The organism is Wolbachia endosymbiont (group A) of Cydia strobilella, assembly GCF_964026745.1.
Classification (GTDB): Bacteria; Pseudomonadota; Alphaproteobacteria; order Rickettsiales; family Anaplasmataceae; genus Wolbachia; species Wolbachia pipientis.
In genome coordinates this window covers 1,167,575-1,192,740 of record NZ_OZ034694.1, presented here as the reverse complement: position 1 = coordinate 1,192,740, position 25,166 = coordinate 1,167,575, and the positions used below count along the sequence as shown (strand labels likewise).

37 protein-coding genes are annotated in these 25,166 nt (G+C 34.9%); 18 read left to right on the top strand and 19 right to left on the bottom strand.

The genetic code is table 11. The features are described from left to right. Positions 1 to 23: 23 nt before the first annotated feature. Positions 24 to 1,271 carry an MFS transporter gene (locus AAGD76_RS06080; protein ID WP_341811511.1) on the bottom strand — a complete coding sequence of 416 codons (1,248 nt, stop codon included), beginning with the start codon at positions 1,269 to 1,271 and terminating at the stop codon, positions 24 to 26. Positions 1,272 to 1,489: 218 nt separating this feature from the next. On the opposite strand from AAGD76_RS06080, the gene rsmH reads away from it, so the two are divergent. Further along, on the top strand, positions 1,490 to 2,434 hold the full coding sequence (gene rsmH / locus AAGD76_RS06075) for a 16S rRNA (cytosine(1402)-N(4))-methyltransferase RsmH (protein WP_006279684.1): 945 nt from the start codon (positions 1,490 to 1,492) through the stop codon (positions 2,432 to 2,434). Then, positions 2,431 to 2,742, top strand: a complete 312-nt coding sequence (locus tag AAGD76_RS06070) for a hypothetical protein (protein ID WP_007548286.1) — start codon at positions 2,431 to 2,433, stop codon at positions 2,740 to 2,742. Before rsmH ends, AAGD76_RS06070 begins: the two co-directional genes overlap by 4 nt. 193 nt (positions 2,743 to 2,935) lie before the next feature. Here AAGD76_RS06070 and AAGD76_RS06065 read toward each other — a convergent pair whose 3' ends face one another. Next, on the bottom strand, positions 2,936 to 3,235 hold the full coding sequence (locus AAGD76_RS06065; RefSeq protein ID WP_010962411.1) for an NADH dehydrogenase ubiquinone Fe-S protein 4: 300 nt from the start codon (positions 3,233 to 3,235) through the stop codon (positions 2,936 to 2,938). A 145-nt stretch (positions 3,236 to 3,380) separates the two neighbouring features. Here AAGD76_RS06065 and AAGD76_RS06060 point away from each other — a divergent pair, with 145 nt between their 5' ends. Next, positions 3,381 to 3,992, top strand: coding sequence for a 50S ribosomal protein L25/general stress protein Ctc (locus tag AAGD76_RS06060; protein ID WP_010962412.1), 612 nt, complete (start codon positions 3,381 to 3,383; stop codon positions 3,990 to 3,992). After that, the gene (gene pth / locus AAGD76_RS06055) at positions 3,992 to 4,540 is read left to right on the top strand and encodes an aminoacyl-tRNA hydrolase (RefSeq protein WP_065094970.1); all 549 of its coding nucleotides are present in this window, start codon (positions 3,992 to 3,994) and stop codon (positions 4,538 to 4,540) included. The genes AAGD76_RS06060 and pth overlap by 1 nt, the downstream gene beginning before the upstream one ends. 2 nt (positions 4,541 to 4,542) lie before the next feature. Here pth and AAGD76_RS06050 read toward each other — a convergent pair whose 3' ends face one another. The 3 genes from AAGD76_RS06050 to AAGD76_RS06040 all read right to left on the bottom strand — a co-directional run bounded on the left by AAGD76_RS06050 (position 4,543) and on the right by AAGD76_RS06040 (position 7,356). Continuing rightward, entirely contained in the window at positions 4,543 to 5,505 is a 963-nt protein-coding gene (locus AAGD76_RS06050; RefSeq protein ID WP_006279689.1) for an IS481-like element ISWpi4 family transposase, read from the bottom strand. A gap of 442 nt (positions 5,506 to 5,947) precedes the next feature. Beyond that, a complete protein-coding gene (gene ubiH / locus AAGD76_RS06045) occupies positions 5,948 to 7,096 on the bottom strand; it encodes a 2-octaprenyl-6-methoxyphenyl hydroxylase (protein WP_209473195.1) in 1,149 nt (382 codons plus the stop codon). Between the two features lie 131 nt (positions 7,097 to 7,227). Beyond that, positions 7,228 to 7,356 (bottom strand): hypothetical protein, encoded by a 129-nt coding sequence (locus AAGD76_RS06040; protein WP_341820530.1) that lies wholly within the window; start codon positions 7,354 to 7,356, stop codon positions 7,228 to 7,230. A 73-nt stretch (positions 7,357 to 7,429) separates the two neighbouring features. Here AAGD76_RS06040 and AAGD76_RS06035 point away from each other — a divergent pair, with 73 nt between their 5' ends. Further along, positions 7,430 to 8,386 carry an IS5 family transposase gene (locus AAGD76_RS06035; protein ID WP_209472359.1) on the top strand — a complete coding sequence of 319 codons (957 nt, stop codon included), beginning with the start codon at positions 7,430 to 7,432 and terminating at the stop codon, positions 8,384 to 8,386. Between the two features lie 199 nt (positions 8,387 to 8,585). Here AAGD76_RS06035 and AAGD76_RS06030 read toward each other — a convergent pair whose 3' ends face one another. From AAGD76_RS06030 to AAGD76_RS06020, 3 genes are read right to left on the bottom strand one after another with little or no spacing between them, the layout of a single operon-like run. After that, complete coding sequence (locus AAGD76_RS06030; RefSeq protein ID WP_007548295.1) at positions 8,586 to 9,590, bottom strand: Mrp/NBP35 family ATP-binding protein; 1,005 nt, start codon at positions 9,588 to 9,590, stop codon at positions 8,586 to 8,588. A 7-nt stretch (positions 9,591 to 9,597) separates the two neighbouring features. Then, the gene (locus tag AAGD76_RS06025) at positions 9,598 to 10,008 is read right to left on the bottom strand and encodes a hypothetical protein (protein WP_341820529.1); all 411 of its coding nucleotides are present in this window, start codon (positions 10,006 to 10,008) and stop codon (positions 9,598 to 9,600) included. Then, the gene (locus tag AAGD76_RS06020) at positions 10,005 to 10,328 is read right to left on the bottom strand and encodes a hypothetical protein (protein WP_341820528.1); all 324 of its coding nucleotides are present in this window, start codon (positions 10,326 to 10,328) and stop codon (positions 10,005 to 10,007) included. Before AAGD76_RS06020 ends, AAGD76_RS06025 begins: the two co-directional genes overlap by 4 nt. Positions 10,329 to 10,482: 154 nt before the next feature. Between AAGD76_RS06020 and AAGD76_RS06015 the strand changes: the two genes are divergently transcribed. Genes AAGD76_RS06015 through AAGD76_RS06000 form a run of 4 tightly spaced genes read left to right on the top strand, consistent with a single transcriptional unit; the run spans position 10,483 to position 11,525 of the window. Further along, positions 10,483 to 10,737, top strand: a complete 255-nt coding sequence (locus AAGD76_RS06015) for a transposase (RefSeq protein WP_341820331.1) — start codon at positions 10,483 to 10,485, stop codon at positions 10,735 to 10,737. A gap of 31 nt (positions 10,738 to 10,768) precedes the next feature. Next, entirely contained in the window at positions 10,769 to 11,203 is a 435-nt protein-coding gene (locus AAGD76_RS06010; protein WP_144078574.1) for an IS3 family transposase, read from the top strand. Between the two features lie 3 nt (positions 11,204 to 11,206). Beyond that, on the top strand, positions 11,207 to 11,368 hold the full coding sequence (locus AAGD76_RS06005) for a DDE-type integrase/transposase/recombinase (protein ID WP_010082071.1): 162 nt from the start codon (positions 11,207 to 11,209) through the stop codon (positions 11,366 to 11,368). After that, positions 11,361 to 11,525: an IS3 family transposase gene (locus tag AAGD76_RS06000; protein ID WP_010082072.1), complete on the top strand. Its 165-nt coding sequence runs from the start codon at positions 11,361 to 11,363 to the stop codon at positions 11,523 to 11,525. The genes AAGD76_RS06005 and AAGD76_RS06000 overlap by 8 nt, the downstream gene beginning before the upstream one ends. Before the next feature lie 506 nt (positions 11,526 to 12,031). Here the strand turns inward: AAGD76_RS06000 and AAGD76_RS05995 are convergent. The 6 genes from AAGD76_RS05995 to AAGD76_RS05970 form a co-directional block, all read right to left on the bottom strand. Continuing rightward, on the bottom strand, positions 12,032 to 12,817 hold the full coding sequence (locus AAGD76_RS05995; protein WP_341820527.1) for a hypothetical protein: 786 nt from the start codon (positions 12,815 to 12,817) through the stop codon (positions 12,032 to 12,034). Between the two features lie 65 nt (positions 12,818 to 12,882). Next, on the bottom strand, positions 12,883 to 13,272 hold the full coding sequence (locus AAGD76_RS05990) for a phage tail tube protein (RefSeq protein WP_341820526.1): 390 nt from the start codon (positions 13,270 to 13,272) through the stop codon (positions 12,883 to 12,885). Next, positions 13,247 to 13,657: a DUF3168 domain-containing protein gene (locus AAGD76_RS05985; RefSeq protein ID WP_155968841.1), complete on the bottom strand. Its 411-nt coding sequence runs from the start codon at positions 13,655 to 13,657 to the stop codon at positions 13,247 to 13,249. The genes AAGD76_RS05990 and AAGD76_RS05985 overlap by 26 nt, the downstream gene beginning before the upstream one ends. A 106-nt stretch (positions 13,658 to 13,763) precedes the next feature. Then, entirely contained in the window at positions 13,764 to 14,312 is a 549-nt protein-coding gene (locus AAGD76_RS05980) for a head-tail connector protein (protein WP_341820525.1), read from the bottom strand. A gap of 136 nt (positions 14,313 to 14,448) precedes the next feature. Beyond that, a complete protein-coding gene (locus tag AAGD76_RS05975; RefSeq protein ID WP_264707050.1) occupies positions 14,449 to 14,760 on the bottom strand; it encodes a hypothetical protein in 312 nt (103 codons plus the stop codon). 361 nt (positions 14,761 to 15,121) lie between these two features. Beyond that, positions 15,122 to 16,372, bottom strand: a complete 1,251-nt coding sequence (locus tag AAGD76_RS05970) for an ankyrin repeat domain-containing protein (RefSeq protein WP_341820524.1) — start codon at positions 16,370 to 16,372, stop codon at positions 15,122 to 15,124. A 109-nt stretch (positions 16,373 to 16,481) separates the two neighbouring features. Between AAGD76_RS05970 and AAGD76_RS05965 the strand changes: the two genes are divergently transcribed. Further along, positions 16,482 to 17,314 (top strand): IS5-like element ISWpi1 family transposase gene (locus AAGD76_RS05965; protein ID WP_341820157.1). Its coding sequence is split into 2 segments (ribosomal slippage): positions 16,482 to 16,851 and positions 16,851 to 17,314, totalling 834 coding nucleotides; the frame shifts between segments, so codons are not numbered across the junction. Here the strand turns inward: AAGD76_RS05965 and AAGD76_RS05960 are convergent. Next, on the bottom strand, positions 17,289 to 18,065 hold the full coding sequence (locus tag AAGD76_RS05960) for an ankyrin repeat domain-containing protein (RefSeq protein ID WP_341820523.1): 777 nt from the start codon (positions 18,063 to 18,065) through the stop codon (positions 17,289 to 17,291). The genes AAGD76_RS05965 and AAGD76_RS05960 overlap by 26 nt on opposite strands. 277 nt (positions 18,066 to 18,342) lie before the next feature. On the opposite strand from AAGD76_RS05960, the gene AAGD76_RS05955 reads away from it, so the two are divergent. Beyond that, a complete protein-coding gene (locus AAGD76_RS05955) occupies positions 18,343 to 18,522 on the top strand; it encodes a hypothetical protein (RefSeq protein ID WP_341820522.1) in 180 nt (59 codons plus the stop codon). A gap of 621 nt (positions 18,523 to 19,143) precedes the next feature. On the opposite strand, the gene AAGD76_RS05950 is transcribed toward AAGD76_RS05955, so the two are convergent. From AAGD76_RS05950 to AAGD76_RS05940, 3 genes are all read right to left on the bottom strand, one after another. Continuing rightward, on the bottom strand, positions 19,144 to 19,722 hold the full coding sequence (locus AAGD76_RS05950) for an RlmE family RNA methyltransferase (protein ID WP_341820521.1): 579 nt from the start codon (positions 19,720 to 19,722) through the stop codon (positions 19,144 to 19,146). 76 nt (positions 19,723 to 19,798) lie between these two features. Then, positions 19,799 to 20,374, bottom strand: a complete 576-nt coding sequence (locus tag AAGD76_RS05945) for a PopZ family protein (protein ID WP_010082598.1) — start codon at positions 20,372 to 20,374, stop codon at positions 19,799 to 19,801. Positions 20,375 to 20,393: 19 nt separating this feature from the next. Next, positions 20,394 to 21,617, bottom strand: coding sequence for a TolC family protein (locus AAGD76_RS05940; protein WP_010082597.1), 1,224 nt, complete (start codon positions 21,615 to 21,617; stop codon positions 20,394 to 20,396). A gap of 129 nt (positions 21,618 to 21,746) precedes the next feature. Here AAGD76_RS05940 and rplM point away from each other — a divergent pair, with 129 nt between their 5' ends. The 3 genes from rplM to AAGD76_RS05925 all read left to right on the top strand — a co-directional run bounded on the left by rplM (position 21,747) and on the right by AAGD76_RS05925 (position 23,129). Beyond that, a complete protein-coding gene (gene rplM, locus AAGD76_RS05935; protein ID WP_010082596.1) occupies positions 21,747 to 22,205 on the top strand; it encodes a 50S ribosomal protein L13 in 459 nt (152 codons plus the stop codon). Positions 22,206 to 22,215: 10 nt separating this feature from the next. Then, positions 22,216 to 22,671 carry a 30S ribosomal protein S9 gene (gene rpsI, locus AAGD76_RS05930; RefSeq protein ID WP_006279875.1) on the top strand — a complete coding sequence of 152 codons (456 nt, stop codon included), beginning with the start codon at positions 22,216 to 22,218 and terminating at the stop codon, positions 22,669 to 22,671. Positions 22,672 to 22,817: 146 nt separating this feature from the next. Next, complete coding sequence (locus tag AAGD76_RS05925; protein ID WP_006279876.1) at positions 22,818 to 23,129, top strand: HU family DNA-binding protein; 312 nt, start codon at positions 22,818 to 22,820, stop codon at positions 23,127 to 23,129. On the opposite strand, the gene AAGD76_RS05920 is transcribed toward AAGD76_RS05925, so the two are convergent. Continuing rightward, positions 23,122 to 23,829 carry a pyridoxine 5'-phosphate synthase gene (locus AAGD76_RS05920; protein WP_006279877.1) on the bottom strand — a complete coding sequence of 236 codons (708 nt, stop codon included), beginning with the start codon at positions 23,827 to 23,829 and terminating at the stop codon, positions 23,122 to 23,124. The two genes, AAGD76_RS05925 and AAGD76_RS05920, sit on opposite strands and share 8 nt — an antisense overlap. A 136-nt stretch (positions 23,830 to 23,965) precedes the next feature. Here AAGD76_RS05920 and AAGD76_RS05915 point away from each other — a divergent pair, with 136 nt between their 5' ends. The 4 genes from AAGD76_RS05915 to AAGD76_RS05900 are packed head-to-tail and all read left to right on the top strand — an operon-like array spanning position 23,966 to position 25,008. Next, a complete protein-coding gene (locus AAGD76_RS05915) occupies positions 23,966 to 24,220 on the top strand; it encodes a transposase (RefSeq protein ID WP_341820331.1) in 255 nt (84 codons plus the stop codon). A 31-nt stretch (positions 24,221 to 24,251) separates the two neighbouring features. Further along, complete coding sequence (locus AAGD76_RS05910) at positions 24,252 to 24,686, top strand: IS3 family transposase (RefSeq protein ID WP_144078574.1); 435 nt, start codon at positions 24,252 to 24,254, stop codon at positions 24,684 to 24,686. 3 nt (positions 24,687 to 24,689) lie between these two features. Further along, entirely contained in the window at positions 24,690 to 24,851 is a 162-nt protein-coding gene (locus tag AAGD76_RS05905) for a DDE-type integrase/transposase/recombinase (RefSeq protein WP_010082071.1), read from the top strand. Further along, positions 24,844 to 25,008 carry an IS3 family transposase gene (locus tag AAGD76_RS05900; RefSeq protein WP_010082072.1) on the top strand — a complete coding sequence of 55 codons (165 nt, stop codon included), beginning with the start codon at positions 24,844 to 24,846 and terminating at the stop codon, positions 25,006 to 25,008. Before AAGD76_RS05905 ends, AAGD76_RS05900 begins: the two co-directional genes overlap by 8 nt. The last annotated feature ends 158 nt before the right edge of the window (positions 25,009 to 25,166 follow it).

Genomic DNA, 25,166 nt, shown 5'->3' with positions numbered 1-25,166 from the left:
TTTTAAATTCTGCTATACTGCAACTATACTTGGTTTACTTTGGGTAATTTTGAAGAAAGCTCACCCTTAATTTGCGATATAGCAACTAGCCCAATTAATGCACAGAAAATCATGTAAAAACTAGCTGAAGTCTCTTGTCCTGTAACCTTGATAATTGTTGTGCATATAAATGGTGCAAGGCCGCCAAAAAATCCAGCAGCTATATTTCTTGATAAACCAAATCCACTGTACCGAACCTTTGTTGGAAATAATTCGCACATAAGTGCACTGACAGGACCAAGCGATGCAGCTATTGGAATTATAAAAAGAATGTGTGCCAGCAAGTAATTGCCACTACATAACATTGAAAAAACTGGATAACTCACTATTACAAAAGCTATAAATGCAAATTTCATAACTTTTTCTCTTCCTACCTTATCAGAAAGTATTGCAAACAATATTGTCAATCCTCCGAGCGCAATTTGACTCAGTATTTCCACTATATGATTAAAATGAGTATTTACTGTTAATATTTTATTCGTAAGCACATTGAAAAATACCAAATATATATAGAGAGACGCATTTTCAACCAAGTCAATACCTATTGATATTAGAACAGGCTTTTTGTAATTGTTTAATAACTCTTTTAGTGGCAATTTAGACGGATTTTTTTGTCTTTTATACTCTGGGCTTTCATCAAGTATATATCTCATATATATGCTAATTAATCCCATTGCTAAACTGAAAATGAAAGGTAATCTCCACCCCCAAGATTCAAAATCAGATACTTTTTTGCATATGAGTACCGCTATCAGGCTTAATACTGAACCAAAAATTGCGCTTAATACTTCAATGCTGCCAAAAAATCCTTTTTTGTTTTTAGGAGCATGTTCTATTAAAAATGGTGCATTTCCTGCTTCTCCTCCAAGGGATATACCCTGCAATAGCCTTAAACAAACTACCAGAATTGATGCTAGTATTCCAATGCTTTGATAACCTGGAACAAAAGCAATTAATACGGTTGATAAAGTCATTAATATAATCGAGAGCAATAAGGCAACTCTTCTGCCATGTTTATCACCAATGTGACCAAATATAGCAGCACCGACTGGTCTCATTAAGAAACCCACTGCAAACACTCCAAAAGCCTTCAATACGCTGGTTAGTTGATCATCCGATGGAAAAAACACACCACCTATTATGTTTATTAAGTGGCCAAAAAGCATGTGGTCATACCACAATAAAGTGTTACAAATCAAACTTGAAAATATTACTTTTGTTATTTGCTGCATAATTTCCCTATAGCCTGTTTGATCTTATATATAAAAAAAAATGTGAACGTTATGTGAATATTATATTAACAATATTAAACCTTGATTTTAATATTATTGCTCATATATTCCGATAAGATACCATATTTTGGCAAGAAAATCTATGTACATAAATAAAATTGATGTGAAGAGTAGAGTAGAGTAGGATATCTACACCAACTGTACTTAAATTTTTTGATATGACACACACTCCAGTTTTGTTAAAAGAGATGCTATCACTACTATCACCGCAGGATGGTGGCATATACGTGGACGCCACATTTGGAGCTGGAGGGTATAGCAAAGCAATATTGGAGTCAGCTGATTGCAAAGTATATGCAATTGATAGAGATGAAACGGTAACTAAGTTTTATGATGATTTAAGCGTTAGATATCCAGATAGAATAAAACTATTCATTGAGAAGTTTAGTAATATTAAAAGTATACTAAGCAGCGTTGAGCCATCTCCTGTCATCCCAGTACTTGATACTGGAAAAAATAACTGGTCACGCGCTGGAATGACATCAAACGGGGTGGATGGAGTGGTCTTTGACATCGGAGTTTCATCTATGCAGCTTGATAACGGAGATAGAGGGTTCTCATTTTTACATGATGGTCCACTCGATATGAGCATGGATAACTCTTCTTATATAAACGCTTCAACGTTTGTTAACGCTTTACGCGAAGAAGAAATCGCAAATACTATATATAACTACGGAGGCGAACGTCATTCTCGCAAAATTGCAAGAGCAATAATAAATGCACGGAAGAAGAAAACTATCAAAACTACATTTGAGCTTGCGGATATTGTACGTTCCGTGGTATTTCGTGGAAAAAGCAAAATTGATCCTGCAACCAGAACATTTCAGGCAATCAGAATATGGGTAAACGATGAGCTGGGAGAACTTGAAAAGGGTATTAAAGCTGCATCTGAGATTTTAAGTGAGAATGGCAAATTAATTGTCGTCACCTTTCATTCCTTAGAAGATCGTATAGTCAAAACTTTTTTTAAAGATTTATGTGCTACTGATTGCAAGACATTCTCTCTGCTAAATAAAAAAGTGATCGAAGCAAGTATAGAAGAAGTAAGTGCAAATCCGCGTTCACGCTCAGCAAAACTAAGAGCTATACAGAGGTTGTCGTGAGAACTTTCTGCATCATCTCAATAGTTATGTTTTTTCTTAGCATTGTAGGACTATTTAAGGTAAAATTACATGTTCAGTCGTTAAATAGAGAGCTAATAAAAATAAAAAGTGAAATTAATTTAGTACAAAGTGATATAAAAGTTTTACAAGCAGAATGGAGCTATTTGAATAATCCAAAAAGACTTGCAAGCCTTGTAAAGAAATACCTGAAAAATAACTCTTTAATACTGGCTAGCCAGGTTAAAAATCTTGACTCTCTAAATGGCCGCAGTGTGCTAGCACAACTTAAAATCCATGATCAACAGTGAGATTAAGTCTTATTTTTTACAGATGAGCACATCACAATAAAACTTACTTTGTATCCGTTCAGGATAGCGGCAAGGTAGTATAACCATAGAGTAAAAGTGAGTTTACAACAAATGGTGTCATCCCAGTGCTTGACACTGGGATGACAAAGGAGAGCAGTGTCAGCTACTTGCATAACACCATTTGTTGTGCAACTTACTTTAGTATGAAATTGCTTGCGTAAGATTTTGGCAGCCTCTTAACATTTTTTGGCATTTCAATTATGTATTTAACGTTGCGTTTTTTTGCGTAGAATACTGCTTTTTCAAGAGAATCAAACTTTAATACAATCTGTTTTTTTGGATCTTTTGAGCCAACCCACCCCATCAAAGGTTCAATGTAGTAAGAGCCAGATTCAATTTTTAGGTGCCAGAAATTTGTATTACCTAAACCAGATTGTGTTGCAGTTCTTGTTGGTTTATAAATCCTAAAAACTACTTTATCGTCAATGCCCATAGTTCTTGTTAAATAAGCTTAAATATATATCTAAATAAATCCTTTCACAAACAATTAGTATGAAAGAATGAAGTTTGAAATAAATATTTTTATGTTATATTATTATTAAATTATATTAAAAGGATTAGCTGAATAGGAGTAACCGATGACGCAACAGGAAATAGTAACAATTAATGCAGAGTTACGTGATATAACAAAAACAAAAGCGATGCATTCTCTAAGGAAGAAAGGAAACATCCCTGGAATCATATATGGAAAGGGCCATGATAATGTAAATTTGACATTGTCTGCAAAGGAATTCACAAAGCAATATAAGTCAGGCTCTCTTTCTGCACATTTGATAGAGCTGAATATTTCGGGCAAAAAGGAATATGCTCTTGTTCGCGATATCCAATTGCATGTAGTAAAGGATACTGTGCAACATGTTGATTTTCAGTTTGTTGATAAAGGCAGTGAAATTAAAATAGACATACCTCTATCATTTGTGAATGAAAGTAAAGCTCCAGGAATCAAATTAGGTGGAGTGCTTAATGTTTTGTGTCGTTCTATTGCTGTTAAATGCTCTCCTGATAAAATACCTCAGGTTATTGAAGTTGATTTATCCGGTAAAATGATTGGCCAGTCTATACATATTAATGATGTAAAATTACCAGAAGGTGTTAAGTTTGTAGCTCATGAAGAAGAAAATTTTACCATTGTTACAATTTCTGCTGCCGATAGTGACGTTGAAGAACCTCAAGCAGAAACAGAGGAATAGTGCACCTGATAGTTGGGCTTGGTAACCCTGGTGGTCAATATGAGTTAACTTATCATAATATCGGCTTCATCGTAGTTGATACAATTTGCAAATATTGGAATTTCCAGTCGTTCTCTAAAAAAGCCGATTATCTAATAACCTCTGGCATAATTAATGATAATAAAATCATGTTAATAAAGCCTTATTCATTTATGAATAATTCAGGCATCCCTGTTGCAAAAATACGAAATTTTTACAAATTATCGCTAGATAATATTGTTGTCATACACGATGACGCTGATTTGGAACTTGGAAGAATAAAAATAAAGAAAGGTGGTAGCTCTGCTGGACATAATGGACTTAAATCCATAGATAGTTTTATTGGCAACGATTATTGGCGCTTGAGATTTGGAGTGGGTAGACCTGAAGATCAAAGAAGCTTAGCAGATTATGTGTTATCAAAATTTTCAAATTTTGATAATGTTACTCCCTTAGTGGAAAAAATAGCAAAAAATATACACTTAATGCTGCAAGGAGATAATACAGCTTTTATCAATTTGATTGTATAATATTACGAAACACAGGAAGTGTATGGTCCCAGAGTGTGATGGTGTGGATTTAGTATGAACAATTCAGGAGATTTTGTCCACTGTAAAGATATAAACTCAAAAGGTGTAAGACCCTTAAGAGTTTTGAGTCTTTTAGCATAATTGTAGGCCATAACAAAGTCATAAAGATGCTCTTTGAGTTGCTGGTGAGACTGATAGTAATACTTCTTAACAGTGGCATTCTTTAAAGTTTTGTTCATACGCTCAACTTGCCCATTTGTCCAAGGATGGCTAACTTTTGTTAGACGGTGTTCAATGTCATTTTCTTCACAAGCTCTATCAAATATATGTTGAAAAGCGTATTTATGGCGTTTTTGGTTGGTAAATTGTACACTGTTATCTGTCAAAATAGTGTGGATTTTATATGGTAAAATTTTAATCAAATTACGTAGAAACTCAGCAGCTATAGGTTTTGTAGCACTTTTATGCAACTCAACATACGTAAATTTGGATGTTCTATCTATTGCAACAAACAAATATAACTTTCCTTCTTCTGTTCTAACTTCTGCAATATCAATATGGAAATAGCCTATAGGATATTGTTTGAATTTCTTTTTTGGTTTAACTTCGCCATCAACATCTGGTAGTCTGCTAATGCTGTGCCTCTGTAAGCAACGATGTAGACTAGAGCGAGTCAAGTGTGGGATTGAGGTTTGCAAAGCGTAGAGACAATCATCTAATGGCAATAGAGTATGCTTACGAAATGCAACAATTACAGCCTCCTCTTCTAAAGTTAAAACAGTTGATCTTGCATGCTTCGGACCCATATCAGCGTCTTTGGCAAAAGACCGTTTTCTCCATTTAATGATAGTTTTTGGATTAAGGTTATAGTACCTGGAGAGTTTTGCTATGCTCTCTTTACTATTTTGTATTGCTCTACGAATTGTCTCTGTTGTTTTGGCGCACCCATGTAATATTTGTCCCATAATTCCTCCTTTGATGGTATTGTTTTCTCATATTTTATCATACCATCACACTCTGGGACCATACATCCCCCCCTCCCCCCCTAATTCCGATATCAAACCTTTCTTTACTAGATTATATAGTCAATATAAAAAGCCATATAAAATTGCTTCCACTGCTGCCATGAGGAAATTGCTTATTCTTGCTAACTCTTTAGTCAGAGATGACAGGGTTTTTACTGAGGAATATAACTCTCTGTCTGTTTCTATCTAAGAGCCAGTATAGCTGTGGATAAGCACGTTTATACAGATAAAAGTACTTATCCACAGCTACATCAATTTTTCTATTGACTTTTAACACAACTGCTGAACAGATACATTCGTCATCCCGCTACGTGTTAGCGGCCAAGATACCGCGGCGGTATGCCGTGGGAAACCTGACTTGCATTAGCTATAAAATAGTGATTTATATAAATCCCATAGCATGCCGAATGAAGCGTTTTTTGAGGAAATTTGAATTTTCAACTGCAATCAAGCCAAGATTTCTTAGTGCTTTAGCGCAGAATATTCTGTTGGAAAACATCCTATTTAATCCATCAGTTGCAAGCGCCATTGTAAAATTATCAAAGTATCTGTTACGTGAAATTTTCTTTAATAAATAACTACTGCCAACATCAATACCAGATGCTTTTGCGGCAACTACGTGCTTTATAATACTTTCTACATCTCTAATTCCAAGATTAAGCCCTTGACCTGCAACTGGATGAATTGAATGTGCTGCATCGCCGATAAGCAAAACTCTACCCTTATATAACTTTTTTGCGAAAACAAAACTTAAAGGATAAAGTTTTCTTTCACCCTCTAGTTTTATCTTTCCTAAATAAGAACCAAATCTTTTTTTAAGCTCTATAATAAATTCTTCTTCAGACAGATCCATTAGCATTTTTGAAATTCCAGATTTTTCTGTCCAAACTATCGAAGAAGTATAGCCATCCTTTATCGGTAGAATTGCAAATGGACCGCCAGGAAAAAAACGCTCTACAGCTAAGTTTTGGTGATGCAGTTCATGCTTTACATTAAATACTATGCTACTTTGTTTATAATCAAATTTCGCTGTCGGTATAGAAAATAACTCTGGTAGTTTAGAGTTCTTGCCTTCAGCGCAGATAAGTAGCGATGATATTAATTCCTGGTTATTATCAAGAATAACTTCCACATATCCTGAATCACAAGCAATTGTTTTATAGGAATGTGGAGAGTATATATTTAGTTTATTCAAAAAATTATTGTTGATTGCATTCCATATAGTGGCATTGTTAATAACATAACCCATTGGTTCTTCACCAACCATTTTATGATTGTAATGCACAGTAACCGCATCTAATATGCATATATCAAGTATTGGCTCAGCTTCGCTTTCTATAAACTGCCAAATCCCTAATTTTTCCAATATTTTTTTCGAACCTTGAGAAATAGCAAATGCTCGGTTGTCATCTACTACACGTGGTAAACTATTTTTTTCAATCACAGCTACAGACACAGAGTCACAACTGAGGCCAATGGCAGTAATAAGACCAAGTAACCCACCACCTGAAATGATTACATCATAATTCATTTTATTTACGCTAATTGTAAAATTATATTTTATCTGTTTTGAAAATAGTTTAAACAAACTTTATATATAAATTAAATTTTTTAGATCCCAGTGTCAGCTACTTGGATGACATCTAAAGACACTCCACCTTGTCATTCCAGCACGTAACGAACAACTGTACGAACATTTTGCGAAGGCAGTGTGTTAAATGCTATGGCCGGTTTTGCCTCAAACATAAAGGTGTCATCCCAGTGCTTGACACTGGAATGGCTTTGTTGCATAGCAACTGAAAAAATCTGGTGGCTACTGACAAAATTCATTATAAAATAGCCATTTAACCTTGAAAGAAAAAATATGCCACAAAAAATGAGGGTCAGTAACCATAGCGAATATAACAAATTTCTAGAAAAAAGAGGAAATATTTTTCATTATATCAACGAAGCCATAGAAAAGTGGTACGAGAATGGTCCAAAAATACCAGGTGGCAACAATATTTATAGCGATAAAGTTGTAATTTTGGTGCACATAATAACTTGTTTATTTAGAATAGGCCTGAGGCAAACAGTTGGGTTTATAGCAGGATACCTTGAGCAAATTGGGAAAAATTTGCAAGTTATCAGCTATTCACAATCATCAAGAAGGTTTAAGAAACTCAATATTAAGATCAATGATTGCAGAATTGATAAAAATAATATGGAAGATATCGAAATTGCTATAGACAGTACAGGAATTAGTATATACAACAACACTCCTGGTCATAGCAAAGAAAATAGCGAAGATAGAAAGTATCGCAGCTATGAACAGACAAGAAAATTGCATGTAATGTTGAATACAAACAGCAAAAAAGCCATAGCTGTAAAATACAGTAACGGTGTCTACTCTGATCACTATGGAGCTTGTGATTTGCTAAAAGAAGTCGATTTTCAGTATGTCATAAAAGTACTATATGCAGATAGGGCATATGACAGAGAAAAGCTCTATAAGCTGTGTAATCAATATGGTATAAAAACGAAAATTCCTCCGAAAAACAACGCAGCAGAGCATCCAAAGTTAGACTATATGGCTGAGAGAAATTCTGCAGTCAAGCTCATAAAGTCATATGATGAAGATAGTATAAAGAAGTGGAAAAAAGAGATGAGTTATGGAAAAAGATCTTATATAGAAAGTTTTTTCTCGCGACTGAAACAAACATTCGGGTTTAGTTTTAGGAATAAATCTGAGACAAATAGAGAGAAGGAACTACTTGTTAAATGCTATTTGCTCAATAAGTTCACTGATATTGGTATGGCTAAATTTGAGATAGCTTCATAAATTTATTGTGCGTTACCTACTATCCGAAGAGCGATGCAACAAAGCCCACTGGGATCCATTCTTCTTTTTTTCTGAATTCCAGCGTCACGCGCTGGAATGACAAAAGCTGCTAATTTTTCATGTAAATAATGGTTATGCAAGCAGTCTATTTTGTAACTAACAAAAGAGGACTTTGATTCGCATGTTTCTCACGCTTATTCTATTGTTTAACTATACTTTGAGCAATGTCTTCATAAATCTCTGCCAAATCCTCACTTAACATTAAAGGATTTCCGCAATCAGAAGCATGGCATATTTGTGGATCTAGAGGAACTCTGCCTAGAAGTTTGATGCCCAGCTCCTCAGACATTTTTTTTGCACCGTCTTTTCCAAATATGTATATTTTTGAGCCGCTTTGAATGAAATAACTCATATTTTCTACAATGCCAATAACCGGTACGCTGAGCTTTGTAAACATATCATAAATTTTGCGAGCATCGATTAAAGAGAGCTCCTGTGGAGTTGAAACTATTATCGCCCCAGTTAAGTTAAAATTTTCCATAAGACTTAAATGCACATCGCCAGTTCCAGGTGGTGTATCAATTATCAAATACTCTATATCGGACCATTTTGTTCCCATTAGCAGACTATAAAGTGCTTTTGTAATCATAGGTCCGCGCCATATTGCTGCACGATCTTTATCGATAAAATAGCCAATTGAAATAGTATGCAGTCCATACTTTTCTATAGGCATTGCTTTACTATCCTGTATTTCTGGCTTTAATTTTTCAGCGCCAAGCATTTTAGGAATTGAAGGACCATATATATCTGCATCAACCAGCGCAACTTTGTGTTTTAACTTTGCTAATGAGAGAGCAAGATTTAGCGCAACTGTGGACTTGCCCACACCGCCTTTACCAGAGGCCACAACGATTATATTTTTCACTCCTTCGATATGTAATTTAGCTTTTTGTTGCCCAGTTTGTTTTTGACAAGTAGCAACCACGGTCACTTTTGTCACCCCCGGTATAGCTTTAACAGCTTGCTCACAATTTCTTCTTAATTCTTCATTTGCTTGCGTGTTACCGGCAACTTCAAGCACAAAACCAACATCTTGACCTTTAATAATAATTGAGGATATTATGCCAAGAGCGATCACATCTTTACCGCTTTTTTGCTCTATGACTTTTTTTAAGTTCTCTCTTACAATTTTTTCGTTGATCATTAGCCTTTTAGGTGATTTCTTCCTGAAGTCGTTTAATCTCAGCTTGAGGAAGGCCGGTTGTCTGAGAGATAATATCAATAGAGATGTCAGCCTTAAGTAGGTTTTTTGCTACTTCAATCTTTCCTTCAATCTTTCCCTCATCAAGTTTTTTAGCGAGGATGCCTTCTTCTTTCCGCAGATCCATTATTCTTTCTTCATATGCTACTAAATCTTTTTCATTCCAGCTAAACCTGTCTAATTCATCGTAGGCTAACTTTATTATTGGTGATTTTTCTGCTATTTTCCTTAAGTCTTCTTCCGTAGTTTCATCTGCATATTGTTGTCTAAGTGAAGAAGGTCGCCCCTCCTCACTCGACTTCAAAACCGTACGTGAGACTTTGCGCCTCATACGGCTTCTCTCCAATTTGGAGCTTTTCATGCACACCTCCTGTGTAATTCATCGTGACAATGTCCATGTAACAAAGATAAGTTTTTGATCATGTTGTTTCGTCTATTCCGGTCTTTGTGATGTATTTCTATTGTATCATCACTTTTAAACCATAGTCTACAATTATCACATTTACTTTGTTGTAACTTCAATAGTTTTATTACTCTTAATGACTTATCTGGTATTTTTCTCAGACGTTTACCCCAATAAACCCAATCACCATCATATGGAGATCTGGTTTTTTGCACTTTGATATGTCGTTTAATAACATGATCGCTGTGTATAATAAAATGTATCTTGTTACTTGTCATAAAACGCCAGTTATCGTTATTATACTTTTTAAAGTATTTTCTTTTTATCCAGCATTTCCCTTTGTTTGGGTGCCTAAAGACTGACCTTACCCAGAAAAAGTGGAGAGAAAGAAAAGAGTTTTTTTGGGTAAAATAAAATTTTGGAGGATTAGAAATGGTAAGAGAATATACAGCAGAATTCAAATTGGAAGCTGTTAAACTGGCAAATGAACAAAGAAAGGCAGGTCAAACAATTACAAAAATAGCAAGAGATTTAGGAATAAAGGGTGGTTTATTAGGAAAATGGATGAAGAAATATAACGAAAAAAAGTCAGCGGCAATGCATTTCCAGGTAGAGGTAACATGGCTCCTTACGACAAAGAGAGGTTTGATTTACAAAGCAAGAGTAACAAGGGAAAGAGACATTTAAAAAAAAGCCCTGGCCAGTCAAAAAGAGTAAAATATTTTTTTATATAGTAACTGCTATAAAGTACAGGAATTATGTAGGATTTTCTGCTAGTGGCTACTATAAGTGGACCACAAGAAAAATAAGCAGTAGAGAATCAGCAAATAAAGAGCTACTCGAAGCTATTCAAAAAATATATCAAGTTTCTAAATGTAGATATGGAGCTCCTAAAATTCATGCTGAATTGAAGGCTTTGGGTAAAAGTTGCAATTTGAAAACGGTGCAAAGTATTATGCAGAAAAATGACATCAGGGCTATACTGAGAAGAAAGTTTAAAATTAAAAAACAACAAACAGATAATAGAGCTGTAGCTCCCAATATACTAGATCAAAACTTTATTGTTGATCAACCAAATAAAGTATGGGATTACTTACATCAAAACCAAGGAGGGATGGCTATATTTGGCAGCAATAATTCTCACGTATGGTAGTTAATGAGTAGTGCAATAAATAAACAATTGGTTATGAACTCTTTATTAATGGCCATTAATAGGCGTAAACCTGTTAAAAATCTACTGCTGCACAGTGACCAAGGTTCACAATATACTGCGCAAGGGTATCAATATCTCTTAGCTGTAAAGAATATAGATGAGTAATAAAGGCTGTTGTTACGACAATTCTGTTGCAGAAAGCTTCTTTAGCTCATTGAAAAGAGAAATACTTATTGATACTTCACAACACTCTGCTCAACAAACTAGAACTGCAATATTTGAATACATAGAAATTTTTTATAACAAACAACGTCACTATTAACTATTGCATTCCAGAACAATTTGATGCATCATTCTTTTTGTAAAAAACATTCCACACTTTCTCTCCACTTTTTCTGGGTAAGGTCATTTTTCATTGCACCCTATATTGTCCATTCCATTAGCTTTACTACGCTCGTTACCTCACGCAGCATAATGGTCTGTTCTAGGCTGTTGGCTAGACTTTGCCTAAGTTGGATTTTCACCAACTGTATTCTAAACGCTTACTTGGCGCACCCATAACAAAAATGCCTGAAAAACGTTAATAATTATATACTATTATTAATAATTATTCAACCATATTTTAAGCTTACAATTTTGAGCTTAACTGACGCTTATGGATAGGGGCAACTCTATCACCCTGTGTTATGTTTATTTTCTAACGGACGCTGATTTTTGTATCGTAATTTCTTGCTATAAATTGGTTATATAAGAGCTGGCTTCTAAAATTTTATAACCCTAATTTGAATTAACAGACAGTAGAATCGAAAGATTATTACAAGGAGAAATCTACACAGATCGACCCTTTTGTGAATCTGCGTTTCTGCTTTCTTCAACTTGTTTTGCAAAAGATGTTTCCGGTTTCTGAAGTGGCTTAGCAATTTCACGCACAACGGCAATAACTGCTGTTAAAAACGTTTTTAACAATGCACCTAAAGCTCCACCAACTGCTTCCCTGCCATATATATGAGCTTGCTTTTCGTTACCGTCAGCAGTTTCCCCTGCCCTCCTTCTTGGATCCATCCTATGAGCAATCACCGAAAACAACACTCCCCTGATTGAAGACTTCACTTTTTCCTTTGCTTCGTGGACATCCCCATCTTTTGCTGTTTCATGTCCATGACTTAAGTGTTTAGCGTTCATTAGCTCCTTTTGTTGCTGGGCAAACATGCTACTTAATACTTCTTCTATCACTTGCTTTCTTCTCTTTTCTCTAACTCTTTTCATAGATTCTGATTTATCGCGAGTATGCTTTGTGGTTTCAAGTTCTGCATCAATATCTTCGGACGCAGCCTGACTATATAAAGTCTCTATGAGCCTATCTATACTTCGCTTTATTTGCATAGTCCTTTCGTAACTATCTAAATTGTCAATTCCTTCGTCGATCTGATTTAGAATATCCTCAAAAGCTTTTAAATATTCTTGAATATACTGTATTATGTATTGCTTATCTTCCTCTTTGTGTTGTTCTTCTTGATTTTGCTGATTTTCATTTTCTAAACTTCTCTCTCTTTTATCATCGTTATTTTCTTCAATATTATCACCGTCTTCCTCGAAAAGGTCTTTGTCGTTCATGATTTTTTTTAATTTAGTTAAAATTCTCACCAGTTACTATTGTATATAAAAAGATTAAATTAACATTAATGAAAAGCGTTTACAACTTCAGCACTGACTAAAACGACAGTAAAGCTGTCAAAAGTAACAGGATCATAATACCTCTCATACAATTCAACTGAACACCTAAGCCTTATCTTTTCCTTAGCATTAAAACTAATTTCATAATCATTATTAGAGTTTAGCATAGCAGAATTACGTAATAATTCATCAGCTAATACAGAGTCTAAAATTCCATTAATTTTTATCGTAATGTGTCTGCTTCCAGCACAATCGAGCACTTTCCTCCAGCCAAAAGAAGAAATATCTTTCACCTCTTCTCTGTTATTACGCAAAGTAAACCTTAGGTTTCTTATATTATTTAACACAATAAAATTATTGTCATGATCTTTAATTTTTAGCTGTAATTTGCTCATTATCACCTCCTTTTATTAAAATATCAAAATTAATTGTTGAATGTAAAATTTCATCGTGCTGATCCATAGCACAATTACTTTCTAAAATGGCCTCATTATTAAAACCTTCAATGCTCTTAAGTATCAAGTTAATATGCCTTATAATGGCAAACATACTGTCTATATGATAAGTATATATGTCGCATGAAAATCTTGCCTTTGTAGCAAAATTGGACAGCATATGCAGGTTATTATAATTCACTACACGCAATCTCAGGTAAGGAATGGTGACCTGTTTAGGTAAGTAGTCATAAATGTTAGTAACATATTTCCTTAAATCAGAGTTTGCTTTTAGTGCTTCATAAATGCTACTGTACAACTCGTTTATAGCTTGAATTTTTTTCATAATTAACCCTCGAAAGATATATAGAAACTCGTCATCCCGCTGCTTGTTAGCGGGATCTATCCGTAACGGTATGACGTAGTAGCCCAGTTTGAATGACCAGAAAGAGCTACAAAACAACCTTTGGTTCGCGAAATGGAGAATATACCTTCTTCACTTCAGATAAATGGCTACTTACCTCCGATTCACGATTTTTGTAAAGAGCAGAAACATGCCGCATAATACCTAGTTTTATCTGCTCAGGAACATTGTCATAACCAGCTTCGTATACAACATCAACTCTTATTGCATTCAAACAATTGAAAAACTCAACGTAGCCCCCTACATCACTAAAATAATACTTAAGTGTACTCTTCTCTTGATTTTTAGACATCATTGCAGTAGCCAATACTATCTTACTCACAGGGCCATAGCTTAAATAGATCCTACGAGGTACATAATCTTCATATGAAACTTGCCATGTTTGTTTCACCAGTGACTTTTCCATATGCCATTCAGCGTAATCAGTTGCCATAAAAATTAGATCTGAAATCAACTTATCATCCTGGTCGTTCTCAATGCGTAAAAAAGATTTAACCTCTTCTAAAGTAACTGGAAAAGATTCAGGCTTAAATTTACGTTGCACAGATATTCTTGGTGAAGTAGATCTTATTGACATAATAACCCTCCTTTTTGATATAGCTAGAATAAGTAAGGTTTACCTCGTGACAGCGTGGGGCAAATCTTACTTACTTTAGCTATGCAGCTTGCATGCAACATTAAGTTAAATTGGCGCAGCAACAACTCTGAGTGTTTTATCGTATGAATATATTAAGAAGAGAACGTATTAAAGCTGTTTCTCCTTTTTTGTTAATAAAATTTGAACTTATAGCATATTCAACTAGGCTGGATTTTAGTAGATTGACATTTTGAGAATGAATATTATTGAAGGTGGAGTTTAACTCTTTAGCAAGCAGACTGCGAAATTTTTGCACACTGTCATATGCGATGTTCTCAAGTTCATGTGCAAATTTATCTTGAGCTATAGTTGTTATATCTTCAATTTCCTTATCAAACTCCTCCAGCTTTTTTCCCTTACTCTTAGAGCTTTTCGTAAAAGTTTTCATATTAATTAAACTCAACTACTTTTATGATTATAACTGTAATAAAAAAACTACCAAAGTAAAAAATTCGCACTACTGTGTAACTCATAACTGTACGAACATTGCAATTTGGGCCTACCAGGAGGGCAATGACTCTTATCCAAGTACCCTCTTCTTGTCATCCCAGTGCTTGACACTGGGATCCAGGAATTTTATTAAGTTGGTAAGCATAAAAGTAGCCGTTTTATGTTAAAACACAACGTTCTTGATGAGATTACGGCAAGGCTGGATTCCAGACTGGAATGACATCATCCTTTTTTGGGATTCCAGTGCAGCTACTTGCATCTGCAAATTGCAATGTTCGTACAACTGTGGGTGCTAAGTTTTACAAACACCGTTGTGCTGAACCTTGAATATCCACTTCTTTCAATTCAGTGTCAGGAGCGATGGGTTTTGATATTGTGTATGTAATGCCACCGGCTATCAGTGCAGATACCACAGAAGCTGCAACTATTAATAGAGCAGACAATCCGGAAGCAATACTAAGAGCAGCACCTACTGCTAACATAGCTGCAAGGCTCGCGTAGGCAACTTTTGGGGAAAATTGTCTTTTTCCTACTTTTTCTAGTGACACTTCATTTGTTTTAGTTTTGCCCAGTTCACCCTCAAGTGGTGTGTTTTCATTCTCCAGACTTTTTATTTTTTGTGTCAGTGATTCATTCTCTTTATTGAATTCTTTCAACTTAGTCCCATATCCAGCTATACAACTTTTTGATTCTTCTAGTTCTTTTTGCGCTTTTTCTAACAACACTTCTGTTTTAGAATGCTGACTTTCTGTTTTGTCTAATTTATCCTTAAGCGTTGCTTTTTCACTTTCTAGATCTTGTATTTGTTGTTTTAGCAATTCATTCTTTTTCTGCTTATCCTTTAGCTGAGTACGTAATTCTTTTAACTTAACTTTACTTTTTTTAACCTTTTCTGCTTCTTCTGGAGTTTCCATTGCGTTGTGTGTTTTGGAATGGGAAGAAGTACCAGATACAACCTCAGATAGCTGACCATACATACCGTTTAGTCTATCTATTAGGCCTTCATCCTTTATCAATGAGCGATCTGCTCCATATTTCATCAAAAGGTTGGCTGATTCTTTTTTGTCATTTGCAAGAGCGTAACATAATGGAGTATACTCAGCTTTATCTTGTGCATTAACATTTGCTCCACCTTCTACTAGATATTCTGCAATCTCTACACAACCATATACAGCAGCATAATGTAAAGGGGTCAGTCCATCTTTATCCTGTACATCAACTTTTGCTCCACATTTTACCAAAAGTTCCACTGATTCTTTATTGTTTCTTGCAGCAGCACGATGTAAAAAAGTCAATCCATTTTCATCTTGTGCATCAATGTCTTCTCCATCAATGTTTTCTTCATTTTCTAATATAGATTTGCCTAAAGCTTCAGATTCATCTGCATCAAAATATATTCCACTATCGTCACTATTACTTTTATTTAAAAAGGTCTGTTCCCCATTATATGTAGTATACTGCTCTGGATGTTGACTGTGCAAGTCATTATGTTCTATGCGCTTCTGATTATTGGCAGATCTTTGTTCTGCCTCTTGCAACTTTTGCGCCACAGCATCTCTTTTAGCCGGTTCTCTTTCTAATGTATCATCTACTTTGTTTAGAGGTTGTCCGGAAACAAGTAAAAGGCTATAATATCTGAAATTTTAGTACGGGGTAAAGATGAGAAAAAAGTATCCAACAGATCTAAGCGAAAGGGAATGGGCAAGAATAGAAAAACACTTCAGAGTATCATACAAGAAAGGAGGAAGGCCGCCAAAGTATAGCAAAAGAGAAATATTAGAAGCAATTTTCTATGTATTGCGTACAGGGTGTCAATGGCGGTATTTACCAAATGATTTTCCGCTATGGAAGACTGTGTATGAGCAGTTCAGGCAATGGAAGAAGCAGGGAATTTTTGAGAAAATGAATTATGAAATTACAAAATATAGTAGAAGAAAAATAGGAAGGAATGAGCAGCCGAGTGCCTGTATAGTAGATAGTCAATCTGTAAAGACTACAGAAAAGGGGGGATCAAAGGCTATGATGGAAGTAAAAAAGTAAAGAGTAGAAAAAGGCATATAATTACAGACACTCAGGGTTTTATACTAGGTTGTTACGTAGGCGCTGCTAACGAAAATGATAGAGATGGTATTAAAATAGCATTAAACAATATGAGAACAAAATATACTAAAGTTAAAAAAATGTGGGCTGACATGGGATACCAAGGAAGAAATTTAAAGAATCACATAAAGGAAGAATATGACATAGATATTGAAATTGTTAAAAGGCCTCCATGTAGATTTTGGGTGCACAAAGATACGCCACCTGAGCTACTACCAACAAGAGAACAAGGGTTTAAAGTACAGCCAAGAAGATGGGTTGTAGAAAGGACTTTTGCTTGGGTTAATAGGAATAGAAGGCTATCGAAGGAGTATGATTTACTCACAACATCCACTGAGAATTTCATATACCTAGCTATGAGTAGGGTTATGTTAAAGAGGGAATATGCTTGAATTTACTAGTTTCCGGACAACCTCTTATATTGTTTTCATTAGTGATTGAGTTTGAAGAAGTCTGTTCATCCTCATCTTGTACATAGATTTCTCTGCTGTTTGGTGTAGTTCCGTTGTTCTCTTTCTGATCTCTTGCATTCCATGCTTGCACTGCAGCAGTTATTCTATTTCCGCCCACAGCTGAATTTCCTGGAGTTTTATTATTAGACTGCAGTAAAGTGCCTTGTCTATAAGGTTGTCTTCTCGCAGCTCTTGCCTCAGCATAGCGTTGTTCTCCTTCCTCTAACGTTTTTATTATAGCCTTTTTACCTTCTACATTGCCAACAACATCCCTTGGAGTTTGGCCTTGACTATCTTTTAGTGAAGGATTTGCGTTATTGTTCAATAAAAGCTGAGCTATCTCTTGATGACCATGCAAAGCAGCAATGTGCAAAGCAGTTAATTGAGACTTAGCTCCATCAAGTTCATATATTGGTTCATTAACTTTTGCTTCCTTTGCTAGTAGGAGTTTTACTATTGGTACACTGTTACATTCCACAGCAAGATGTACCAACATATAATTTACAATTTTGTCTGAATCTAATATACTGAATATCTTATCTATCTTCAAATTGTTACAAGTGCTATATACTTTTGAGTCTGCATCTTTTAGCTCACTCCCTATTCTTTCAAGTAAATTATTCTCATTTAAACCTTCACTCTTGCTTACCTCATTTATTATTTCAAAAAACTTTTCCTTTTTTATTGCCATAACCTTTCCTCTCAATTTATTTATTATTGCTGAACAGTCTCACAAAAAAGTTAAGTTTGTCGAAATTCCATGTTTGATCTAAAAATTAGTCACAAACATTTTCTTGTCTGTCATCCCAGTAGCTAACACTGATTCACTCTATAATGGTGTCACAGCAGTCCTACATCATGCCACCGCGAACCGTCATACCACGATTCATTCGCGATATCTCATCCGCTAACTGTTCTCCCTCATCATACCGTCACGGTATCTCCAGATCCCGCTAACAAGTAGCGGGATGACGATTGTCAGGGTGTCATCCCAGCGCCCCTATGATGTCATCCGAGTAGCCGACACTGGTTCCTTTATGATGGCAGTGCCCCTATGGTGTCATTCCAGTCTGGAATCCAGCCTTTCCATAATCATCAAAACATTGTATTTTAACGTAAAACAGCTATTTTTATGCTCACCAACTTAATAAAATTCCTGGATCCCAGTGTCAAGCACTGGGATGACAAGATATAAACCTTATCGTCATGCCGTCGCGAACCGTCATACCGCCGCGGTATCTCCAGATCCCGCTGGGATGACGATTGTCGTTTAGCTATAAATATTTAAGAAATTTACCAAATAAAAAAAAAGGCAAAAGAAGCCCTGGGGTTATTATCTGCTTTAAAATATTGGCGTTTTTTATGTTTTAAACGCTTGACAAGCGAAATTCAGCTGCTTTTAATTGCAACTAACCTACGCTGCAAATGTTTAAGAAATTTACTAAGCAGAAAAAAAGACAAAGAATCCCCGAGTTAGCTAGTCTTTTACTATCTCTGTCGAGTATTGGCATTTTTTGATGTCTTGTAACGCTTTATAAGCGCGTTCAGCTTATTTAGATAAAAATCTAGATGTAGATGAAGTTTTGTAAAGACATACAGTATCTATATACTGCAAAAAATTGAACATAAGACGCCGATACATTAAGTAATCCTTACCTTTTAATCTGCAGATTGGCGAAAGCAAATACAATAGCTTCAATTTTATGATAAGGGGGCTGGCGGAGTTTGTCAAGGAAGTTTTTCGTTTCTGCGAACTACCTGGATTAATATTATATAGAAGGTTTGCTGCCAATAAAGCCTAAACTTACCAAATACATTTCTGTAGATTCAGATCTACTTGACTTTGGTTTAAAGTATTTTACTGTTTTAAACATTTTTTTTAGCTCGTTACAAAAATCTTTATCAGATTCTCCTTGGAAAATTTTTACTACAAACGTGCCACCATGGCTCAAGAAATGCTTTGCAAAATTGAGCGCTGCTTCGCATAAAAGCATAATTCTGATATGATCCAACGATTTTAAACCACAAGATTCGGGCGCCATGTCAGATAAAATTACATCAAATTTTTGATCCTTGAATTTTTCTCTTAAAATTTCAAACTCATTGATAATATCACATTGTATAAACTCTACTCCATTAATTGCATTCATTGGTTTTACGTCAAGAGCAACCACATTTGCACCTTTCTGAGATGCAACTTGTGACCATCCACCAGGAGAAGCACCAAGATCAATAATTTTTTGCCCTTCTTGGAATAATTTAAATTTGTTATCCATTTCTACCAGCTTATATGCTGAGCGTGACCTATAACCATCCTTGCTAGTTTTTTGCACATACTGATCATTCAAATGACGATGTAGCCACCTTGTTGAAGATAGTTTTCTGCCTCTAGCCGTCTTTACTCTAGTTTTTATTGCTAATACCCTACTTATTATTGATTATATCTTTAAGCTCTTTTTCAACTACTTCTTTTACCAGTGCATGTAGATATTTATTCAGCCATTCTGAGAGCTGAGGTTTTAAAAGAGATGTAACTAATTCTTCAACAGTAAGGTTCGCTTTTTTTTGTTGTTTATGCTGTAATTCGTTTTGCATTTTTCCAAGCAACGCTTTGATCTCTTCCATATTCTCTTTTAAAATTAGATGATCGTTATTTTGCGCTTGTAAGCCGCTATTACTCGCTTTGTTATTACTCATTTGGATATTATCGTACAAATAAATATCTTTTTTTTCTTCTGAATTGTAGCTATGGCCATTAAATTGGTTATTGTTGCAAGCCATTTCCTCACTTTGGTCATCATTATCAATGTCCTCTTTTTCATTATTTTCTTTTTTGCCATCTTCTTCTATTTCTTCTGGATACTCTTCCTCAAGGTATAGCACATCATCATTTTCATCCTTTATTTCTGCTTTATCGTTACTCGCGTTTTTACCCGATATAGCTTTTTTTATATCTTCTAGGATATCTTTTACAGATTGATTACCTTGTTCATCATGCATAGTGCTAATACCATTAAATTTAGAGGTTTATACTATTTATCATAAAAAGCAAGTTGTAAACACTAATCACATAATTGCTTTTTGCTTCAACTAAGTCTGAACGTGCTTTAAATAATGCATCTTCAGTGTCCAAAAGGTCAGATGTACTCTTTAAATTTAAGTTTACTTCTTGCTCAACTCCTTCCAATGCTAGAGCTGCTGCTTTTTCCGCTTCTTGACTTGCTTTGATAATGGCCTTTGCTGTCAACACATTATTCCAAGCATTTACAACTGCTTGTTCTATATTTTTTACCGTTTCATAATAATCGTAGGTAGATTTTTTTGCATCCATTTTAGCTTTACTGACACCAAAAGCATTAACTCCTCTCTTAAAGATTGGAACATCAAGAGTAAAAACTACATGAACATTTTCTAATAGTTTGTCTACCTTCATACCATCCTCCCCAAAATTTTTGCTTGCACTTAGATTTAAAGAAGGAAGCCACTTGGAGCTTTCAGCAATCACTTCCATTCCGGCTGCTCTTTTTTGATAAACTGCTGCTTTTAGAGATAAATTATTGGTTTTTGCTAACTGTAAACATTCATTTAGCTCTGGAACAGAAGGTAGTTTATCATTAGCTTCAGAAAGGTCATCAGCATCTTCGCCAATCAAATGATAATAAGCAATATTTACCAACTTTAATTTACCTTCAGCATCAACTCTTTCGGATATAGAAGACGAAAATTTTGCTTTTGCTAACAAAACTTCAGCATTGGTTACCTCTCCAAGGGAAAAGCGTTTTTTCATAGCTGACAAATGTTCCAAAGAAACGCGTTCTTTATGTTCTCTGAGCTTTAATATTTCTGTCTTTTGTAAAACATTAACATATGCTTTCACAGCATTAAGTGCAAGCTCTTGTTTTAATTGCTGAAATCGCATCTTTTCTGCTTTGAGAAGATGGCTTGATCGACTGAATGTGGCAAAGGTACCACCGCCATCGATTAATTTCTGGCGCAATGTAAGTTTTTTTTCAGATGTATCAAGATTAAAGTTACTATCGAAATTGTATTGCAAATTAATGTCAGGTAAAAATCCAGCTAACCCAGAAGATTTATAGTGTTTTTCTGCGCTTTTATATTGGTAAAATTGAGACTTTATTTTTGAGCTATTTTTGATGGCTTTGCTTATCACTTCTCCCACATCGGTTGCATAGCAACTTATAGTATTAAAAATGATCGCAAGTGTGATAATCAATCGAAACATTCTAATTCCTATGCATATTGGTTGCGCAGCTCAATTACTAACATAAATTACTTTAATAATCAATAACTAATATTGTTGACACTATTGAGAAATTAAGTATATCATAGCTTACTATTGTTGGATCAAATAATGAAGACTTTTTTCTTAAAGGAGAAACAAATCAATAAAAAGTGGTTTGTCATAGATGCAGAAGGATTAGTGGTAGGGAGGCTTGCAGCATTTGTAGCGACACTATTACGTGGAAAGCATAAACCTGAGTATACACCTCATATGGATTGTGGCGATAATGTAATTATTATCAACGCAGAAAAGGTGCATTTCACCGGAAAGAAGCTTAAAGATAAAATTTACTATAAGCATACAGGTTATTCTGGTGGTTTGAAGAAAACTACTCCAGATAATATTTTAAATGGCAAATTTCCTGAGCGTGTAATAGAAATGGCAGTGAAAAGGATGCTTGATGATGGGCCTATGGCACGTAGACGCTTTGAAAATTTGTATGTTTATTCTGGTTCAGAGCATAAGCATCAAGGACAGCAACCTGAAAAGATAGATTTTGCCTCTTTGAATCGTAAAAATAAAAAGTAATGGAGTAAAAATGAAGAGTTCTACAATAAATAACAATGATTGGTCAGAAAAGACAATTAAATCAGCAGTTGATTCGCTTGGTCGTTTATATGCTACAGGCCGAAGAAAAGAATCTGTAGCAAGAGTATGGATAAAGCCGGGGAGTGGAAAATTTAGTGTTAACAAAAAAGGCGATCTAATTTCTTATTTTAAAAGAGAGTCAGTGTGCCAAATAGTAAAAATGCCATTTGTTGCAACTTCCACATTGGATAAATACGATGTATTTGCAACTGTAAAAGGTGGAGGGCTATCTGGTCAAGCAGGTGCTCTAGCTCATGGAATAAGCAGAGCTTTAAGTAGTGTAAGCCAAGATTTGCATTCTATACTACGTAATGGTGAGTTCTTAACTAGAGATTCACGTGTTGTTGAACGTAAGAAATATGGTCAACATAAAGCTCGGAAAAAGTGTCAATTTTCTAAGAGATAGTTATTTTATAGGGGTGTTTTTTTGTAAGTATTATACAAATATTTGCAAAAATGTATGATATCCTCTATTTTTGTGATGAATTTAGTTGACTATCGGTGTCAACATAATATGCTATTTATGTGATTTTTTCAATATTAAGGTAATTTATGAGTAAAGAAGATATAATAAAACAATTAAAGGAAGATTGTTCTAGTCAGAATATAGATATAACAAAATCTGATTTGAGCAAGATTCATGATGCATTTATTAAAATAATAAAGAATGAGCTGCATGGGAAAGGTGAAATACGTTTGCATGGAATAGGAACATTTTCTACTGCTATCAGTCAGGAAAAACAATGTCGTAACCCCCAAAGTGGTGAGATCATGACTGTTCCTAAAAAGACAAGGGTAAAATTTAAAGCAAGCCAAACTCTTTTAAGTATTTTAAATGAGAAGGAAAAAGCAGCAGTTAGTTAGACATTGTCATTTTCATTGTTTTTACTACGCTGTGTAAGCCGTAAAATACAGCTTCGCTAATTAAATAGTGGCCTATGTTAAGAGCTGAGATGTGAGGTATTCTTGTCATCTTCTTAGCGTGTTTATAAGTTATGCCATGTCCTGCGTGGCATTCTATTCCTAATTTATTGACGTACTCTGCAGCATTAGTAATTAACTGTAACTTTTTTTCTGATGGATTATCACAGTAATCCCCTGTGTGAATTTCTATTATGTCAGGTTTTGTCCCTAGCTTTTCAAGATATTTTAGTTGATCAATATTTGGATCGATAAACAGTGAGACTTTTATGCTAGAGCTATGCATTTCCTCTATTATACTAGAAAGTTTACTGTGCATATTCACGATATCCAGGCCACCTTCGGTTGTTAATTCTTCTCTTTTTTCTGGTACTATACTAATCGAATAGGGTTTTACCTTTTTTGCTATTTCAAGCATTTCTTCCGTGGCTGCAATTTCAAGATTTAACTCAGTGCTAATGCTTTTTTTTAGGTTAAATACGTCTTCATCTCTAATATGCCTTCTATCTTCTCGTAAGTGTACAGTAATAAAGTCTGCTCCAGCGTCAATGGCTATTTCTGCTGCTTTCAATGGATCTGGATAAGAAGTTCCGCGTGCGTTGCGGAGGGTTGCAACGTGATCGATATTAACACCTAGTTTCACAATCTACCTCAGAAATTATTTATAGATTATACATGTTATTAGGTTTTTTGCATAGTCATTGTTTGACCTTACCCAGAAAAAGTGGAGAGAAAGAAAAGAGTTTTTTTGGGTAAAATAAAATTTTGGAGGATTAGAAATGGTAAGAGAATATACAGCAGAATTCAAATTGGAAGCTGTTAAACTGGCAAATGAACAAAGAAAGGCAGGTCAAACAATTACAAAAATAGCAAGAGATTTAGGAATAAAGGGTGGTTTATTAGGAAAATGGATGAAGAAATATAACGAAAAAAAGTCAGCGGCAATGCATTTCCAGGTAGAGGTAACATGGCTCCTTACGACAAAGAGAGGTTTGATTTACAAAGCAAGAGTAACAAGGGAAAGAGACATTTAAAAAAAAGCCCTGGCCAGTCAAAAAGAGTAAAATATTTTTTTATATAGTAACTGCTATAAAGTACAGGAATTATGTAGGATTTTCTGCTAGTGGCTACTATAAGTGGACCACAAGAAAAATAAGCAGTAGAGAATCAGCAAATAAAGAGCTACTCGAAGCTATTCAAAAAATATATCAAGTTTCTAAATGTAGATATGGAGCTCCTAAAATTCATGCTGAATTGAAGGCTTTGGGTAAAAGTTGCAATTTGAAAACGGTGCAAAGTATTATGCAGAAAAATGACATCAGGGCTATACTGAGAAGAAAGTTTAAAATTAAAAAACAACAAACAGATAATAGAGCTGTAGCTCCCAATATACTAGATCAAAACTTTATTGTTGATCAACCAAATAAAGTATGGGATTACTTACATCAAAACCAAGGAGGGATGGCTATATTTGGCAGCAATAATTCTCACGTATGGTAGTTAATGAGTAGTGCAATAAATAAACAATTGGTTATGAACTCTTTATTAATGGCCATTAATAGGCGTAAACCTGTTAAAAATCTACTGCTGCACAGTGACCAAGGTTCACAATATACTGCGCAAGGGTATCAATATCTCTTAGCTGTAAAGAATATAGATGAGTAATAAAGGCTGTTGTTACGACAATTCTGTTGCAGAAAGCTTCTTTAGCTCATTGAAAAGAGAAATACTTATTGATACTTCACAACACTCTGCTCAACAAACTAGAACTGCAATATTTGAATACATAGAAATTTTTTATAACAAACAACGTCACTATTAACTATTGCATTCCAGAACAATTTGATGCATCATTCTTTTTGTAAAAAACATTCCACACTTTCTCTCCACTTTTTCTGGGTAAGGTCATATGTGTACATCCCCATCATGAATGCTATTTTCGGTAAAATCTCTTACAACGCTCAAAAGCAGAAAAACAAA